16 protein-coding genes are annotated in these 17097 nt (G+C 54.1%); 4 read left to right on the top strand and 12 right to left on the bottom strand.

Going from position 1 to position 17097, the window contains the following annotated elements:
- Positions 1-16: 16 nt before the first annotated feature.
- The 10 genes from H8S45_RS06400 to H8S45_RS06355 all read right to left on the bottom strand — a co-directional run bounded on the left by H8S45_RS06400 (position 17) and on the right by H8S45_RS06355 (position 10556).
- Entirely contained in the window at positions 17-1132 is a 1116-nt protein-coding gene (locus tag H8S45_RS06400; protein ID WP_054327086.1) for a flagellar hook-length control protein FliK, read from the bottom strand.
- 30 nt (positions 1133-1162) lie between these two features.
- Positions 1163-1615, bottom strand: a complete 453-nt coding sequence (fliJ, locus tag H8S45_RS06395) for a flagellar export protein FliJ (RefSeq protein ID WP_054327085.1) — start codon at positions 1613-1615, stop codon at positions 1163-1165.
- A gap of 25 nt (positions 1616-1640) precedes the next feature.
- Positions 1641-2942, bottom strand: coding sequence for a flagellar protein export ATPase FliI (gene fliI, locus H8S45_RS06390; RefSeq protein ID WP_107631872.1), 1302 nt, complete (start codon positions 2940-2942; stop codon positions 1641-1643).
- 31 nt (positions 2943-2973) lie between these two features.
- A complete protein-coding gene (locus H8S45_RS06385) occupies positions 2974-3834 on the bottom strand; it encodes a FliH/SctL family protein (RefSeq protein ID WP_082397026.1) in 861 nt (286 codons plus the stop codon).
- The gene (gene fliG, locus H8S45_RS06380) at positions 3818-4825 is read right to left on the bottom strand and encodes a flagellar motor switch protein FliG (protein ID WP_054327083.1); all 1008 of its coding nucleotides are present in this window, start codon (positions 4823-4825) and stop codon (positions 3818-3820) included. The genes H8S45_RS06385 and fliG overlap by 17 nt, the downstream gene beginning before the upstream one ends.
- Positions 4818-6428, bottom strand: a complete 1611-nt coding sequence (gene fliF, locus H8S45_RS06375; RefSeq protein ID WP_054327082.1) for a flagellar basal-body MS-ring/collar protein FliF — start codon at positions 6426-6428, stop codon at positions 4818-4820. Before fliF ends, fliG begins: the two co-directional genes overlap by 8 nt.
- A 54-nt stretch (positions 6429-6482) precedes the next feature.
- Positions 6483-6794: a flagellar hook-basal body complex protein FliE gene (locus H8S45_RS06370; protein ID WP_082397025.1), complete on the bottom strand. Its 312-nt coding sequence runs from the start codon at positions 6792-6794 to the stop codon at positions 6483-6485.
- Between the two features lie 18 nt (positions 6795-6812).
- A complete protein-coding gene (flgC, locus tag H8S45_RS06365) occupies positions 6813-7280 on the bottom strand; it encodes a flagellar basal body rod protein FlgC (RefSeq protein ID WP_054327081.1) in 468 nt (155 codons plus the stop codon).
- A 15-nt stretch (positions 7281-7295) separates the two neighbouring features.
- Positions 7296-7676 (bottom strand): flagellar basal body rod protein FlgB, encoded by a 381-nt coding sequence (gene flgB / locus H8S45_RS06360; RefSeq protein ID WP_054327080.1) that lies wholly within the window; start codon positions 7674-7676, stop codon positions 7296-7298.
- A gap of 621 nt (positions 7677-8297) precedes the next feature.
- Positions 8298-10556, bottom strand: coding sequence for an S-layer homology domain-containing protein (locus H8S45_RS06355; protein WP_082397023.1), 2259 nt, complete (start codon positions 10554-10556; stop codon positions 8298-8300).
- Between the two features lie 261 nt (positions 10557-10817).
- Here H8S45_RS06355 and H8S45_RS06350 point away from each other — a divergent pair, with 261 nt between their 5' ends.
- The gene (locus H8S45_RS06350; protein ID WP_147574313.1) at positions 10818-11777 is read left to right on the top strand and encodes a hypothetical protein; all 960 of its coding nucleotides are present in this window, start codon (positions 10818-10820) and stop codon (positions 11775-11777) included.
- Between the two features lie 145 nt (positions 11778-11922).
- Here the strand turns inward: H8S45_RS06350 and H8S45_RS06345 are convergent, their stop codons facing one another.
- Both H8S45_RS06345 and H8S45_RS06340 read right to left on the bottom strand, forming a co-directional pair.
- The gene (locus H8S45_RS06345) at positions 11923-12498 is read right to left on the bottom strand and encodes an HDIG domain-containing metalloprotein (protein ID WP_054327077.1); all 576 of its coding nucleotides are present in this window, start codon (positions 12496-12498) and stop codon (positions 11923-11925) included.
- A gap of 53 nt (positions 12499-12551) precedes the next feature.
- Positions 12552-13682 (bottom strand): FtsW/RodA/SpoVE family cell cycle protein, encoded by a 1131-nt coding sequence (locus H8S45_RS06340; RefSeq protein ID WP_054327076.1) that lies wholly within the window; start codon positions 13680-13682, stop codon positions 12552-12554.
- A 168-nt stretch (positions 13683-13850) separates the two neighbouring features.
- On the opposite strand from H8S45_RS06340, the gene H8S45_RS06335 reads away from it, so the two are divergent.
- From H8S45_RS06335 to H8S45_RS06325, 3 genes are all read left to right on the top strand, one after another.
- A complete protein-coding gene (locus H8S45_RS06335) occupies positions 13851-15521 on the top strand; it encodes a formate--tetrahydrofolate ligase (RefSeq protein ID WP_186949831.1) in 1671 nt (556 codons plus the stop codon).
- A 72-nt stretch (positions 15522-15593) separates the two neighbouring features.
- Positions 15594-16526, top strand: coding sequence for an AEC family transporter (locus H8S45_RS06330; protein ID WP_054327074.1), 933 nt, complete (start codon positions 15594-15596; stop codon positions 16524-16526).
- A 129-nt stretch (positions 16527-16655) separates the two neighbouring features.
- Positions 16656-17030: a TnpV protein gene (locus H8S45_RS06325; RefSeq protein WP_054327073.1), complete on the top strand. Its 375-nt coding sequence runs from the start codon at positions 16656-16658 to the stop codon at positions 17028-17030.
- The last annotated feature ends 67 nt before the right edge of the window (positions 17031-17097 follow it).

The raw sequence follows: 17097 nt of genomic DNA, 5'->3' as shown, positions 1-17097 counted from the left end.
TATCACTTCCTTTTTGTCATACGGTTTCCATCTGGTACAGTCCCAGACGGAGCTGGCCTAAAAAGCTGTCCTGCTCTTCCTGGCTGATTGCCGGCTCCTGCGCCCGATGGTTCTGGTGCCGTTCCTGCTGCTGCCGGTTATGCCCATCATACTGCGGCTGCTGGTGCTCCTGCTGTGGCACCTGTATCTGAACATGCTGTCCAGTTCGGTCCTCCAACAGTGCTCCCAGGTTGCCCGCATGCTGTGCAAGCAGGGATGCAGTCTTTGCATTGTCCGCATGGATCAACAAACCAATGCCTCCTGCGGTCTGCGTCAGCTCAATCGTAATCTTTCCAAGGTGCTCTGGTTTGAGCTGTATTTCCACCTTATCGCCTGTGTTTTTCAGTTCCGCACGCACGGTATCCGCTATACGGGCATCCATATCAGCCGACGCCGTATCCACGGCTTGTGCAGCGTCCGCTACCTTCACCGGCACATTTTCCACATTCTGGAACACAGGCTGTTCCGCCTGTGCGACGGTAACCTGTACCGGCTTTTGTGCGTCTTCAGTAGTACTCTGCCCGGGCGTATTTTCTCCATCTGTCTTTACAGCCGTCGAAAGATACACCGTAGGCTCGCTCTGCTTTATGACCGACTGACCTGTTTGGACGGTCTGCCCTCTTTCTTCTGGCTGCCGTACCTGTCTGGGTATCTCTGATGCGATTTCCTCTACCGGCTGCTGCAGCACGTTCTGCACTTCCGATGCCGCTTGTTGCACACCCGTCCCCTTTGCCGTCACCATTGGATCGACTGTTGGCTGCGGCAGGTTTGCTACCACAGGAACACCGCCGCCAGCCGGCTGCTCTTCAATTGCCGCTGGCACAATAAACTGCTGCACCGCCAGCGCCGCCATCAACTGCTGCGCCGCCGCGGCTTCTTCGGTCCCATTCGCCTCCTGCAATTTTTCTGGTGGCTCTCCGCTGCCCTGCGGCACCTCTATCTCCCCATCAATTTCCTGCGGGGCTGCGGCGTCGTTCTTTTTCCGTGCAAGCAGATCCTGAAAATCGTTTTTAGGCGGATCGTCCGTGCTTACGTTGCCCTTTGCAGAATACTGCAACAGTGATTTGAGCAACGCGATCTGTTCCGTATTCATTCTTCCTCACCTCCTTTCACCGCACCGCTGTCAATGCGCCATTCTGGAAACAACGCGTGCAGCCGACACAAATTCATCAATCATCTGCTCCTCGTTTTTCTGCTCCTGCTTATGATAGGCGTCCAGCTTTTTTTCTTTCAGCTTTTCAATCGTCGCCTTATCTCTTTTGGCTGCAATCACCGCTTCCCGCTTCTGATCTTCTACCCTGCGCAGTTCTTCCAGAGCCTTTGCCGCAGCCTGTATTTCCTTTTCCTGTGTCCGTAGCATAAGGTCATAGCCCATCGCATCCGCAACAGTCATTCCATGCGCCTTGCGGACACGATATTCCTCGTTTACAGAACGGAAGCTTTGGGTAAGGCGGTCCACAACCGTCTCCTGCTCTCTGGTCCTTGCGATAGCAGCCGCATGCTCGGCACGCAGCGCATCCAGCCGCTGCTCCTGATAACGCAGCACCATTTCCATTGAAAAATGAAACTTTTTCATCGCAGCTCCCCGTCTTTTCATCGCTTTACTGGAGAATTTTCCGCATTTGCTGCAGGCTTTGCTCATAGGTAAAGGATTCGTTGATCCCCTGCATCAGGAATGCGTTTATCTTGCTTATTTTAGCGATGGCATTGTCAAGCTTGGGATTCGTTCCTGCTTTGTAAGCACCAATTGCAAGCAAATCCTCATTTTTTTCATAAATGCTCAATATATTTCTCAGTTCACTCGCCAGTCTGATATGCTCCTGCGGTGCGATTTCAACCATCAAGCGGGAAATACTGGCCGATACGTCGATTGCCGGATAATGGTTCGCGTTTGCCAGCTTGCGCGAGAGGACGATATGCCCATCCAAAATACCGCGCACTGTATCTGCGATCGGCTCGTTCGTATCGTCGCCTTCCACAAGCACCGTATACACACCGGTGATCGAACCTTTTTCAAAATTTCCGCTCCGCTCCAACAGCTTGGGTAACTCCGCATAAATGGACGGTGTGTAACCACGCGCTACCGGTGGTTCTCCCACGGCCAGTCCGATTTCGCGCTGCGCCATTGCAAAGCGCGTCAGGGAATCCATCATCAGGAGGACATCCAGCCCTTTGTCACGGAAATATTCCGCGATTGCAGTTGCCACAGAAGGGCATTTCATGCGGAGCATCGCCGGCTGGTCCGAGGTTGCAACAACAAGGATCGAGCGCCGCATCCCCTCTTCCCCCAGATCTTTCTGAACAAATTCCAGCACCTCTCGCCCGCGCTCGCCCACCAGAGCAATCACGTTAATATCCGCTTTCACATTTTTTGCAATCATACCCATCAGCGTTGATTTTCCCACACCGGAGCCTGCAAAAATACCGATGCGCTGTCCCTTCCCAATCGTCAGCGTCGCATCGATCGCACGGATACCAAACTCGATCCGCTCGCGGATCGGCGGTCTTGTCAACGGGTTAATATAGGGACTGTCAACATAGTAGCTTTCCCCCTCTGGGAAAGCCGTCCCTCCGTCTATCGGCTGCCCCATGGCATTAATGATACGTCCGCGCAGGAAGTCCCCCACCCGCAGACGAAGCCGCCGCCCTGTATTGCGCACAAAGCTTCCGGGGGCGAGTCCACTCATATTCTGGTAAGGCATCAGCAGCATATGCTCGTTTTTAAAGCCTACCACCTCAGCCAGCACCTGGCTGTTGGACTCCGCAGAATAGATACGGCATATGTCTCCCATCGCCCCCCGCCCACCGGAAGCCTCAATGGACATGCCAATAATATTTTCTATTTTCCCAGTACGGCTCAGCGTATCGCTGTCTCTGATCTGTTGGATGACCCGTTCAAGCATTGCTTTTCTTCCTTATTCCCGCCGATACCGGCTATGCGTTCTCCCGCACGATTGCGCGGATATTATCCAGTTGTGTTGATGCGCTCGCATCGATGATTTCATCCGGCATTTCGACAATACAGGTCCCGGGCTCCGCATCGTGCATCGGCACGATCTTCACATGTCCTGAAAGACCGGACAGCGCAGACGCCAGCGCCGGATCCGCCTGCGCGGCTCCTTTTACATCACAGTCCGCCACATAGATCTGCACCCACTCGCGCCGTTTCAGCTTATCAGTCGCCGCTACAATCATCCTCCGGATAATTTCCTCGCTGCTTTGCAGACTGACATGGATTACTTTTTCTGCGACTGTAATCGCAACCTGCAACAGCTCCTCCTGCAGCCGGTCGATAGAATCATCCCGAATCTGAGCCGCCTGCTGCAAAAAGCGCTGCATTTCCTGGACAGACTGCTGCGCTGCGGCCTCTGTTGCTGCGGCGGCCTCTTTCCGTCCCTTTTCCGCACCATCCGCATAGCCTTGGCTGTATCCTTTTTCGGCCGCCTGCTGATGTATCTTTGCCACCTCAGTCTCGGCTGCCTGCTTTGCCGCCGCGATAATCTCATCGGCCTGCGTATGCGCGTCCCGCAGCAATGCATCTGCTTCCGCACGGGCAAAGGACAGGGAGCGCACCGGTGGCACGCTTTCCTGCACTTCCTCCGGTTCCATGTCGCTGCGCTGCGTCGCCTCGTCCTGCTCGGCGGACTGCGACGGGGGCTCCCCCTCATAGGGGACGCTTTCCTTCAGCCGGACCATTTCCTCCAGCGTATCTGCCATCTGTTCGGTATCTGGAAGCTGATAGTCCTCCGCATGAGGCTTCATAAAATATTTGAGGATATTAGGCAATGATCTCATCCTTTCCACCCTTCAGGATAATGATTTCATTCCGTTCCTCCAAATCACGAATAATACCAACAATACGCTGTTGCGCTTCTTCCACGTCGCGGATACGCACATTGGTTGTGATTTCGAGATCCTCCTCGATATTCTGCCGCATACGCGACGACATGTTGGCAAACAGCTTTTCTGCCACCTCCCTGTTTGCCCCCTTGAGCGCCAGCACGATATCCCGTGTATCGCAATCGCGCACAAAACGCTGCACCGAACGATCGTCCATCTTGACGATATCCTCGAAAACGAACATGCGTTTGCGGATTTCTTCCGCCAGTTTGCCGTTCCGCTTTTCCAATCCATCGAAAACTGCTTTTTCGCTGGAACGCTCCAAATTGTTCATAATAGCGGCAATCTGGTCGAGTCCGCCGACCTGTACCTTTTCCGCAACGATAATATTGGCAAACTTCTTCTTCAGCTCTTCTTCCAGCATTTTTACCGCGCCAGGCGAAGCGCTCTCCATGCGGGCGATATTCTCCACAACACGCAGCTTTTTGTTTGCCGGCAGTTCCTCAATGACTGCTGCAGCCTTATCCGGATCCACATAGGACAGCACCAGCGCAATCGTCTGCGCACGTTCATGCTGTAGCGTGGAAAGAAGCGTTTTCGCGTCTGTTTTATCCAGGAAAGAGAACGCACGGTTAGTCAACGCCTTCGTCACCTTACTGAGCAGCTGATCGGCCGCCTGATCGCCAAAGGCTTTTTGCAGCACCGACCGTGCATACTCCATCCCGCCCTCTGTAACCGCCTTATTGGTCAGGCACATCTGGTAAAATTCTTCCAGCACCTGCTCCGTGCGTTCTGTCGGGACATGCCCCAGCTTGGCGACCTCGAGCGTCAGCTGCTCCAGTTCATCCGGTCCCATATATTGATAAATACGCGATGCCTTATCTGTCCCCAGCGCAACGATCACTGTGGCGGCCCTTTGCTGCGGAGTCAATTCCTGATCAGCCATTTACACCGTCCCCTTTTAACCAAACCCGTATCATCTGCGCTGCGATCTCTGGATTTTCCTCTGTAAACTTTCGGATATCCTGCTTCAGCTCCATGCTCTTTTCGTTTTGGATATCCAGCAGGTTTTCCCGTTTCTCACGCTCTGCGCGTTCCGCAGCAGCAAGCGCCGCCTGCTGCTCCAGCTCTTCCAGAGCCGCTTTTGCCTTTTTGCGGCGGCGCTGTATGATAAGCAACAGTATCACCAGCATGAGCAGAAGCCCCACCGCGCCCGCGATCGCATATATTGCCCATTTGGGCAGCTGCAGCCCGCCAATCGGCAAGCTGTCTGTATTAGTCGGCGTATCCGTGTAGAACGGCGCGATCAGCACATTAATCTTATCTGCCTGTACCTCAGGTGCAATGCCTGCCGCGCGGGCGATATGGCTGGTCAATTGTGCCGCCGCAACATTACCCGCCGCATTCTGATTGATGGTTACCGCAATCATCACATCGGTAACAACCCCTGAATTCTGCTCGCTCTGCTCGGTAGAGGAGTTCACCTTGTAGTCCTCGGTTCCTGCGTTTTTGATCCAGGTTTCATCTCCATTGACCGCGTCCTGCGATTCCATGTAAGTTTCAATGTCCGCATTGGACTGCGTACCGACTACACCGCCCGCGGTATTTTCATTTCCCCGCGTCAGCTCCTGGTCATATTCCCGCTGTCCAATGATCCCCTCGCCTTCAGGCGCCCCCTCCGGAGAGGAATAAACCGTATTCTCCTGTACACGCCGGCTGACATCCACCGTGCTGGTCACGCTGACCCGCACGTTGTCCGGCCCGTAAATCGGCGTCAGCGCCTGCATTACTTCCCCGCGCACACGGTTATTTACCTGATTTTCCAGCCGCAGCTTCAGGTCGGACGCCGAGGAGGTCGTGCTGTTTTCTGCGCCCGGCATATAGCTGTTGCCGACCGAATCCGTAACCGTAATACTGCCGAACTCCAGCCCCTTTACGCTGCGCGCAACAAGGTTTCCGATTGCATCAACATAGTTTTCCGGCAATGCGCCGCCATCCTGCATCGTTACAAAAACAGCAGCGGTCGCAGGCGTCGCGTTTTCACTGTCAAGAACATAGCGCTGATCCGAGCCCTCGGAGATATTGACCACCGCGTCCTTAACGCCTTCAAAGCAGCGGATAACCGCTGCCATCCGGTCCTGCAGTTCATAGTTGCGCACCGTGTCCCTATCCGAGTCGCTTGCCATCATACTGATATTGTTGAAATAGGTGTCATAACCGAAGCCTGATTTTGGATAGCCGTCCAGCAGCAGCTTTGCTTTCAGGTCCGGCTCCTGGGCTGCGGGCACTTTAATCGTATCTCCCTCGATCTTATAATCCGCAGCGCCGTACTCTTCCAGCTTTCCCACAATAGCTGATGCCTCATCGGTTGTCAGTCCTGTAAACAGTGTTTCGTAAGGGCGATTGTTCAGCACCACGGCAGCGATAACAGATACGATGATTACCGCCACAATAATAATTGCCGCAGTAACGATCCTTTTCTTTTTATTTTCTCCTTCAAAAAAGCTTTTCACTTTGTTGAGGTTGTTTTGCAGTTTTTCTTTTACCATTACTTCCGCCCTGTTCCCCAACTACCGATACTTCCGGCTGTGTATCCACAGCTGTTATATGCTCATGCGGGACAGTTCACTGTACGCATCGAGCGCTTTGTTGCGAAGCTGTACCAGCAGCTCCACCGACATTTGTGCCTTTGTGCTTGCGATCGTCCGAATAGCAGGGTTATCCAGTTGCCCTGTCGCCATCAGATACTCCGCTTTGTTCTTTTCCTGATCGGTCTGCCTTACATTATCGATTGCTTCCTGGAAAATCTGCTCAAAAACCGGAAGCGCCGTCCGTTCGGAGTACTCCCGCTCTTCTTTCCCCACGGAAATGGGCAAGGCATCCCATAAGGGATGTATATTGGAAATCACTGCCATCCTTACGCTCCCTCCTGTTTACTTACCGATTTCCAGCGCGCGCGACGCAACTGTTTTCAGCGTATTAAATGCCGTAACATTTGCCGAAAATGCCTGTGTCGCTGCCATCGCATCGCTGATCTCCTTGACCAGATCAATATTGGGCAGCTCAACATATCCCTGCGCGTTCGCATCCGGATGCGTGGGATCATACGACAGCTTAAACGGGCTTGTGTCTTCAATAATCTGCGTCACCCGCACGCCCCCCTGCTGGGACAGCCCGCCGGCAGCCGCCGGTACACCTCCTGCGGCCTGTGCCAAAACATTGCGGAACGAGTCCCTTCCGTTTTCCGCTTCCATGACCACCAGCTTTCTGCGGTATGGTCCGTTTCCACCTTCGACTCTTGTGGTGTTGATATTGGCTACATTTTCCGAAATAACATCCAAACGCAGCTGCTGGGCGGTCAACGACGAACCCGTAATGTTCATTGAACTGAGAAAAGCCATTCCGCTACCCTCCTGTTATTGTCCGCGGATTGCAGTGCGCAGCAAAGAGAGATCATCAGAAACCGCGCTCATTACATGCTGCAACTGCAGCGCGTTGCGCGCCAGCTCAATCCCCTGCTCCGTTGCATCCACACCGTTTCCATCCATGCGCGCCGTTTCATTTTCCGCGACATGAATAACCGGTCTTGCACCCTCTATAGCCTCGCGCAAGCCGCCGCCCGACGGTACAGCGGCTTGCAGACGGCTACGCAGCGTTTCTTCAAAGGTCACATATTTGGTTTTGTAATTCGGTGTTTCAACATTCGCCAAATTATCTAAGATCGCGGTTTGCTTTGTCCACAGAAAATCCATGGAACGTTCCATCATCAACAGTGAATTACTGGTAAGCGCATCCATTTTTCCCTCATCTCCAAACTGTCGAACCCTACAAGTTCTTCCGAATTATATACGAAATAATCATTCTGTTATATTTTACATCTTCTCCTGATTAGGGTCAACGTTTTTTCGACAATAATCGATATTTGTTTTCAACATCTATAGACATTTTCAACAAATCCGTATCACTCAGATGCTCTCCACCCCTTTTATCACCGAAAAAAAAAAAAAAAACCACTTATTTGCACTAATAATTCACCATTACAGCCTTATTTTCCACACTTATTTCTTTTTTTGTTTAAATAGTCAATTTTTTATAATACTTTTCCCAATAATTCCTATAATTTCAACCGCTCCTATGTACGTGCTCGTAATCATGCGTTATTTTTATGGAATGACATTACATAATCGTTTTTTATTGCAGCGTCTCTCCATCAATACATAATATAAAATTCGTTTATTTATATGAACATCACTTTCCTGATAAAGGCTCTCCTCCCGTTTCCTTGTCGCGGCTGTCCTCACAGAGACGCCGCTGCCTCTAAGCTTTAGTGGGCGCGGCCTAAAGCCGCGCCCACTATCCCCAAGCATGCGGACATCTGCTCTCCAGCGTCCTATGCTCATATGTAATTTAACAAAAATTTATATATAAGAAGATGCTAATTGAATATAGCGGTATGCCCAATAGGTATATGGCACATCTTTGTAAGACACTCCACTGCCGCCGGAGGTCCTGTTCAGCAGGCGCGTCATCAGCGCCGCTACTTCGCTTCGCGCGATATAGCTAAACGGACGGAACGTCCCATCCGCATACCCATTGACCCACCCGCGGGACACCGCATAATAGATCGCATCCTCGTTCGTAGCACCTGTCACATCGCTGAACCGCAGCGTACCGCGCGAATAACTCGGCGATCCCATCAGCCGGTAAAGCATCTCTACAAACTCTGCCCGCGTAATATACTGGTTCGGATGGAAGTAGCTTGTTACATCAATAATACCCGCATTTGCAAAGGCATTGATTTCACCTGCGCACCACATGTTGTAGGGTACATCGATAAATATATCCCCTGTGTTGGAAACGTTCTCAACATCGGACAATCGGTACAGCATGACGACAGCCTCTGCCCGTGTCATATTGGCTTCCGGCCGAAAGGTGCCGTCGGCATAGCCGTTGAGGAACGCGATCCTGCTTGAAGTATTGAGCTTTACCGTTCCCGTTGGCTTTACCGAATCCCTTGAATAATAAGCCCGTCCAGAAACCGTAACATTTTCTTCTATGTCATCCAGATACAGCGTCACTACGCCGTCCGCATTGCGGCTCATCTGATAGCTCTCCCCGCCGACGCGGATGTATGCCTTATCCGCCCCCACAGTGCGGCTACTGCCCCCGATTTTCACTGTAATCTCATCGATCTGGTAATTCTTATTGGGCGTAAAGTAAAACCGTACGCTGTCTCCCGCATCGATCCGGCTACCGGAAACGCTTTTGGTAATCTTCATATTGCTGGAGCTGTTGATCGTAAGCGAGGGGCGGGACACCGTGCTTGAGCTATTCGAGGTCGCCCCTACCGTGACAGGCTCCCTGATATTATCGATATAAAGCGTATATTCCCCGTTGCCGTTGTCCTGAATCTCATAATTACGGTTGCCTACACGGATTGTCTCATCATCCGGATCGGCGGAAGCCTTGCTTTCCCCAATCCGAACGGTAATTCTCTTTACGGAATACCTATCCGACGTGGTGCTGATCGTAAAAGCGGCGTCCTCACCACGGGCTACCGTATCCCCCACATCTGAATCAATATTGATGCGGGAACCCTCCTCCAGCTTGATGGGAATATTGTTTTCATCGTATGTGGAGGCAAATTCAATCGTGACATCATCTGTGATTTCCGGAAGCACAAAGGATACGCTGTCATCTGATTCCCGCACGGAAATGCGGTCGTAATTCACCATGAAGTAAGACTGCTCCGGCGTCCATGTTGCATAGGTTTTCCCAACCTGCACCAGCATCTGGTCGATCAGGTAGCCTTCCTCCGTTGAAACCCGAACTGAAAGGGAATCCCCCTCATCCACAGTGGTCGTTTCACTGCCGGGGCGGTCAAGCTCCAGCCCGTCATCCATATAAATGCGTACCTTGTGCGTAACCGGTATTTTTTCTATGGATGGCGTGATCCTCAGATCGCCATACAGCGGGCCACTGACCGTCGTCTGATCGGCGGCACTCCAAGCAATTTTCAACCCATTCCAATCACCTGAAGAGGACACCGTGTTCGTCTCCGTTTTTCCATTTACGGTATAGGACAGGTACAGGCTTTTCAGCTGATACCCCTGATCCGGCGTAACAGAAAGTGTCGTCCTTTCGCCGTTTCCATATGTACCGCTCCCGCCTGTTTTCCCATCTTCTGGTTCGTCAATTTCCGCATCATACTCTGTGACGGGCGCGTAGGCAGATATGCTGATATCCGCGTCCGCTGTCAGCTGCCCCGCTGTAACCGTCAGCCTGCATGTATTGGAATAGCTCGGCCACTGATCCACCTGCGCCGATATCCCACTATTCACATCCGCTCCGCTCAGCATATCCTGCTCCAATGTAAGCGAAACCGTTGATCCTGCCTCTGGTTTAATTTCTATGGTTATATTTTCCAGCCGGTACCCCTCCTCCGTTACGAGGGTAAAGGAGGCGCTTTTTCCGTCAGTCAGCTCCACTTCACCATTCGGCTCAAATTGGACCTTGCTGCCGCTTCCGTTTGCAATATCTACCGTTGCAGCATTAGATGCAGATCCTGTTGGAGAATCTTCAACACTCCCAATCTCCGCCGCAAGAGCAGCGGGCGTTGGCATAAGCAGTACTGCCGCCAGCAGACCGGCCAATCCCTGTGTCCATTTCCCATTCATACGCACCGCGTCCTTTCCTGCGCACGGCCGGGCACCGCTTTCGCTGGCGTCTTCGCTGCCGTGTAAATACCTTTTTATTATTTATCGGACATATCCATCAGAAAAATAACCATGATTTCACGCCTTTTTGCTTTTCATCGTTTTCGCTCATTTTAATCTCTGTTCCCGCTTTGTTTTGTGCGCAATTTCCGTTGCCTTTGTCACAGGCAGAACGGTATCATATATACAGATATTTTTGATGAAAGAAGGGATCTCAGGATAATGAAACGCTTTTTCATATCTTTTTCCGTTTGTCTATTTTGCCTGCTGTCCGCTTGCAGCGGCGACAGCTCTGCTTCCGAAACCATATCCACTTACAGCTTCGGCGAGGATACGATTCCCGCGCTGGAGCAGGTGATGACGGAACAGTCCGGCGGGCGCCTGACCGCTGTGCTTTCTCCCGAAAGCACAGCGGGTGATGACGCAGGTACTGACGACGGCAACGCAGAGCGTACAGACAGTGCGGGCAACGAGGCCGACGCGACCTCCCCCTACATCGCTTACGACTATCAGCAATTCACTGAATATCAGACCGGTCCTGTCGTGCGCTCCTATGTCGATCTTCTGACTGGCGAGGCCATCGCCCTACAGCCTGAGGAAAAGCCGGACGACAGTGTCTATACCCAGCCTGTCGGCTCCATTCTGCTCACCCGTCAGGCGGTCATGGACGGCGCTACGTCTGCAAACAGCGAAGGGGAAAATACTGGCGACGGCGAAGCAACGTCCTATGCATCGCTCCCGCATGACCCTGAACTGCTATTCCGCGTCCGCATTGACTGGACGCCGACCAGTTGTCTGGTTACGCTCGACCATGTAGCCGGGCAGGACTTCGGCAACTCCCTGCTCACAGCCGGCTCTGCCCTCTCCTTTTCCACCGCGAAAGACCTGCTGAACACCGTCTCCCCCGAAGAAATCGGCCTGCCAGGTTCTTCCATGTCCGAATACAGCCTGAAGCCCGGTCCCGGCTTTGTAGAGGTGGACCATACTGCATGCCTGACAATTTATGTATATCAAAAAAACGCGGCAGGTACGAATTCCCTTGTCGAAACCTACTTTATCTCCTCCGACGGGTCTACTCTGTACCGTCAAACCGGCACCGAACCGAATCAGGTGGAGAAAATCACGCTGTCCGGAGGGCATACTTCCCAGGCCGCCTCTTCGGATAGGGAACCCACTGAATAAGCCACATACTCATTGAAGGGCGTTTTTGGGCATTCGCTCCCTACCGCTCCCCTCCCATATGCAAAAAGGCGCTATCCAGCTTGGATAGCGCCTTTTTGCAATAATATCCTGTGTTATAAAAGCCTGTCTAACGGTTGCTCTTAAGTTATTTATTATGCAAGCTTTCCATTTGTGCGTTAACCACATCCTCGCTTACCCGCATCGCGTCCAGCGTCAGCTGCAGCAGCTCGTCCAGTGTAAGCCCGCACAGCTCCGCCCCCCGCGCGATCACCTCGCGCGAACAGCCGGCAGCGAATTTTTTATCCTTATATTTTTTCTTCAGGCTTTTCAGCTCCATGTCCTGCACGCTTTTGGAGGGCCGCATGAGCGCGGCCGCGCCGATCAGTCCGGTCAGCTCATCCGAGGCAAACAGCAGCTTTTCCATTTCGTGCGTCGGCTCCACATCCGAGCAAAGCCCCCAGCCGTGGCTGCACACCGCATGGACAGTCGCCTCGTCCGCCCCGCCCTCGCGCAGCAGCTCGGGCGCCTTGACGCAGTGCTGCTCCGGCCATTGTTCAAAATCAATATCATGCAGCAGACCGGCTACGCCCCAAAAATCCGCGTCCTCGCCCCGCTGCTCCGCGAAATACCGCATAACGGCCTCGACCGTCAGCGCGTGGCGCAGATGGAACGGTTCCCTGTTATATCTGCACAAAAGCTCCCATGCCTGTTGTCTTTCCATTGCCTAACATCCTTTCCGCGTTTTTCTGTTTTCGTTTTCCGTCCGGCCGCGCGCTACTGCAGCCACGACGGCTTTTCCCTCATACGCACGCCCGCGGCAATGCCCAGCGCTGCGTACATGGTGACGATCGACGTGCCGCCGTAAGAGAAGAACGGCAGCGTCAATCCCATGACAGGCAGCAGGCCGACGTTCATGAAGATATTCATAAACGTCTGGAACAGGAACATGCCCGACACCCCCACGGCGAGCAGCGACGAAAACGTCGTTGACGCGCGGTACGAAACATAAAACAGCCGCAGGATCAGCAGCGTCAGCAGGCCGATGATGAGCATGCAGCCGATAAAGCCCAGCTCCTCGCCCGCGACAGAAAAAATATAGTCGGTCTGGTTTTCCGATACAATCTGCATCTGCGTCATCGTGCCGTTGGTCAGGCCCTGCCCGCTGAGCTGCCCCGAGCCGATCGCGATCTTGCCGTAGGTCGCCTGGCGCGAGATATCCGGATCGATCGACGGGTCGAACAGCACCAGGATGCGCGTGATCTGGTAGCCCACCAGGACAAAATTCCACAGGAACGGTATGCTGACCAGCCCGAGCCCCGCGCCCACGGCGATCCACTTCATCGACAGACCCGCGGCAAACAGCATAATCAGCGCGATCATAAAATACTGGATCGCCATGCCAGTATCGCCCGAGGCAACGACCACCGCGCCCATCATGATGAGCGTGTGCAGGCCGATCACGAACAGGCCGCGCCATTCGCTGATGTGCTCGCGTATTTCGGAAATGTGCGCAGCAAGCGTAAAAATAAAAATCAGCTTGCCCAGCTCGCCCGGCTGCAGGCTGGTCACGCCCAGGTTGAGCCACGCGCGCTGGCCGTTGACCTCCTGCCCAAGTGGGGTGAACAGCAGCATCTGCAGGCCGATATTGAGCAGCACGAATATCTTCCACCAGCCGCTCATGGTTTCCAGGTCAATCAGGCTCATCACGACAAACGCGCCCAGGCCGATGATAATCGCCGCCGCCTGCACGAACAGGTTGCGCGTGCTGCCATCCAGCCCGCTCACGGGATTGAGCGTTGCCGAATAAATCAGCACCATGCCATACGCCGAGCACAGAAGCGCGAGGACAAGCAGATAAAGGTCGGTATTTTTCAGGTAATGTCTGACGGTTTTGAAAACGTCCACGCCGCCCCTCCTTTTCTATATGGGATTTGCGCCTGTTTTATATCATACCACAATGCAGCGCCGTTTGCGAGTCGCAAATTCAGCAAATTTTTCGCGTCTACCGCTGGAAAACTGTGCAGAACATTGTTATAATATTGACACTGTGTAAATTATACGGGAGGAAATGTTATGTTATCCGATATCGAAATCGCGCAGAGCTGCCAGATGCGCCCGATCGCGGAAGTCGCCGCGGCTGCCGGGCTGGATGCGGACGACCTGGAGCTGTACGGCAAGTACAAGGCCAAGCTGTCCACAGACGTGTGGACCAAGCTGGAGGGCCATGAAAACGGCAAGCTGGTGCTCGTCACCGCCATCAACCCCACCCCCGCGGGCGAGGGTAAGACCACCACGACCGTCGGCCTCGGTCAAGCGATGGCCAAGCTTGGCAAGAATGCGGTGATCGCGCTACGCGAGCCATCCCTCGGTCCTGTATTCGGCATCAAGGGCGGCGCGGCCGGCGGCGGCTATGCGCAGGTTGTGCCGATGGAGGACATCAACCTGCATTTTACTGGCGATATGCACGCTATCACCGCCGCGAACAACCTTCTCTGCGCCATGCTGGACAACCACATGCAGCAGGGCAACGCGCTCGGCATCGACCCGCGTCGCGTGATCTTCACCCGCGTGATGGACATGAACGACCGCAGCCTACGCAATATTACGATCGGCCTGGGCGGTAAAATGAACGGCGTGCCGCGCGAAGACCATTTTATGATCACGGTCGCCTCCGAGATCATGGCGATCCTGTGCCTAGCCTCCGACTTGGACGACCTGAAAAAGCGCTTCGGTGACATTCTGGTCGCCTATTCCTACGCAGGCAAGCCAATCTTCGCGCGTGACCTGCATGCGGAAGGCGCGATGACCGCGCTGATGAAGGACGCGATCAAGCCCAACCTGGTGCAGACGCTCGAAGGCACCCCCTGCCTGATGCACGGCGGTCCGTTCGCCAATATCGCGCACGGCTGCAACAGCGTGCAGGCGACCAAGCTCGCCTTAAAGCTCGCGGACATCGCCATCACCGAGGCCGGCTTCGGCGCGGACCTTGGCGCGGAAAAATTCATGGACATCAAGTGCCGCAAGGCTGGCCTCTCGCCCGACTGCATCGTCCTCGTAGCGACCGTGCGCGCGCTTAAATACAACGGCGGCGTATCCAAGGCCGAGCTGAACGCGCCCGACCTGGCCGCGCTCGAACGCGGCGTCTGCAATCTGGACGCGCACCTGGACAACATGCAGAAGTTCGGCGTGCCGGTGGTTGTGGCCATTAATTCGTTCCCGACCGATACCGAGGAGGAGGTCGCTTTCATCCGCGCGCACTGTGCAAAGCGCGGCGTGCGCGTGGCTCTCTCCGAGGTGTTCACCAAGGGCGGCGAGGGCGGCAAGGCGCTTGCAAACGAGGTGCTCGCCGTGCTGGACGAGGGCAAAGCGGACTTCCATATGCTCTACGAGGACAGCCTCCCGCTCGAGGATAAGATCCGCAGAATCGCCAAGGAGATCTACGGCGCGCTGGGCGTGACCATCGCCCCGGCGGCGCACAAGGAGCTGGCGAACATCACCGAAATGGGCTACGGCCATCTGCCGGTATGCGTGGCGAAAACGCAGTATTCGCTGTCCGACGATCCGGCGCTGCTCGGCCGGCCAACCGAATTTGTGGTCAACGTGCGCACGGCGCGCCTGGCCGCAGGCGCGGGCTTTGTCGTCGTCGAGACCGGCGCGATCATGACCATGCCCGGCCTGCCCAGGGTACCGGCTGCGGAAAATATCGACGTGGATCGGGAAGGCAGGATCACCGGCCTGTTCTAACGCTTCCTGACGCAAAGGTCGCCTGGGGGCGGCCTTTGCCTTGCCCCAACCCAACAAGGAGGGAAAACGCCCATGCAAATCAGCCTGATCCTGATGCGGGAGATCGTCCAGCTGTTCATCATCCTGCTGATGGGCTACATCATCGTAAGGGCAAAGCTGCTCCGTCCGGAGGACAGCCGCAGCCTATCGGTCGTCATGGTATACCTGCTCACGCCCTGCGTCATCATCAACGCTTTCCAGGTCGAATACACGCCGCAGGTCATGGCCGGGCTTATCTTCTCCTTCGCCATTTCGATCGCGGCGCACATCCTGTTTCTGTTGCTCACCCGCCTGCTTGCCGGTCCGCTGCATCTGGATGTGATCGAACGCACCGCCGTTATCTACACCAACGCGGGTATCCTGGTCATCCCGCTTGTGAACGCGCTGCTCGGTCCGGAATACGTCATTTATTCCTGCGCGTTCATCGTGGTGCAGCAGGTGCTGATCTGGACGCACTGCCGCAGCCTGCTCTGCGGCACGCGCGGCATGGAATGGCGCAAGCTTTTCCTGAACGTCAATATTATCGCGATTGTGGCTGGCTGTGCGTTGTTCCTGCTGCGCGTGCCGCTGCCCGCCCTTATCAACGACACGTTGGGTACGCTGGGCGATATGTTCGGGCCGCTGGGCATGCTGCTGGCCGGCATGGTCATCGCGGACACACCGCTGCGGCGCCTGTTCACCACGCCGCGCAATTATCTGCCCGTGCTGCTCCGCCTGCTGGCCTTCCCGCTTGTGACCGTGCTGCTGCTGCGGGCTGCCGGCGCGGCCGGCTGGATTGCGGACGGAAAGAATATTCTGATGATCGTCTATCTCGCCTGTATCACCCCCGCCTGTGCGACCGTGACCTCGCTCGCGCAGCTCTACGACCGCAACGCCGCGTATTCCAGCGCACTGTATGTACTGACAACGCTGCTTTCCATCGTGACTATGCCGGTGATGATTGGCGTATACGACGCGCTGATATGAGGATATGGCAGGAAAAAGCCGCCCGAAGGGAGAGGCTACATAAGGAAGTAGCTTCTCCCTTTGGCTTTGTAGTCAGCCAGATTGATTGAATTGTAGGGAAAATTCAAATCATAACGGAGGATTATAGCAATGGCAAAATCAATTTTTGAAGAAATGGGTGGCACTTATCACGAAGAAAACGGGTATCTTATTCCTGACCTTACTTTACCCACCGAAGAAGAAAAGCCCATCGGGATATGGGGACAACGGCATTTACGGTATATCAAGGAGCATAAGCAACTGTTCTATGTCAATCTGCTGACAAGTGGCAGGTTAAATAGCTATCTTGCCGATATAAACGAGCTGGCAGAGGAATTGTTCTTTCGGCTGGTAAAACAACTTGCCGAAAAAGAATGCATAACGGAAGAACTCAAAGCAGAATACCAAATAGAGTGGGTTGGACGAACGAACAATATACGCTCCAGAGTGACGGAAATCGTCAATGCAGAATTGATTTACGCATAACTGAATCTGTTGTTCAAAAGTTAAAAATCTCGATTTAGATAAATATGACAGCGGCAGGGATAAAATC

The sequence above is a fragment of the Agathobaculum faecis genome, assembly GCF_014287995.1.
Classification (GTDB): domain Bacteria; phylum Bacillota; class Clostridia; order Oscillospirales; family Butyricicoccaceae; genus Agathobaculum; species Agathobaculum ammoniilyticum.
The sequence above is the reverse complement of the archived record's forward strand: the minus strand, read 5'-3'. Positions and strand labels throughout refer to the sequence as shown.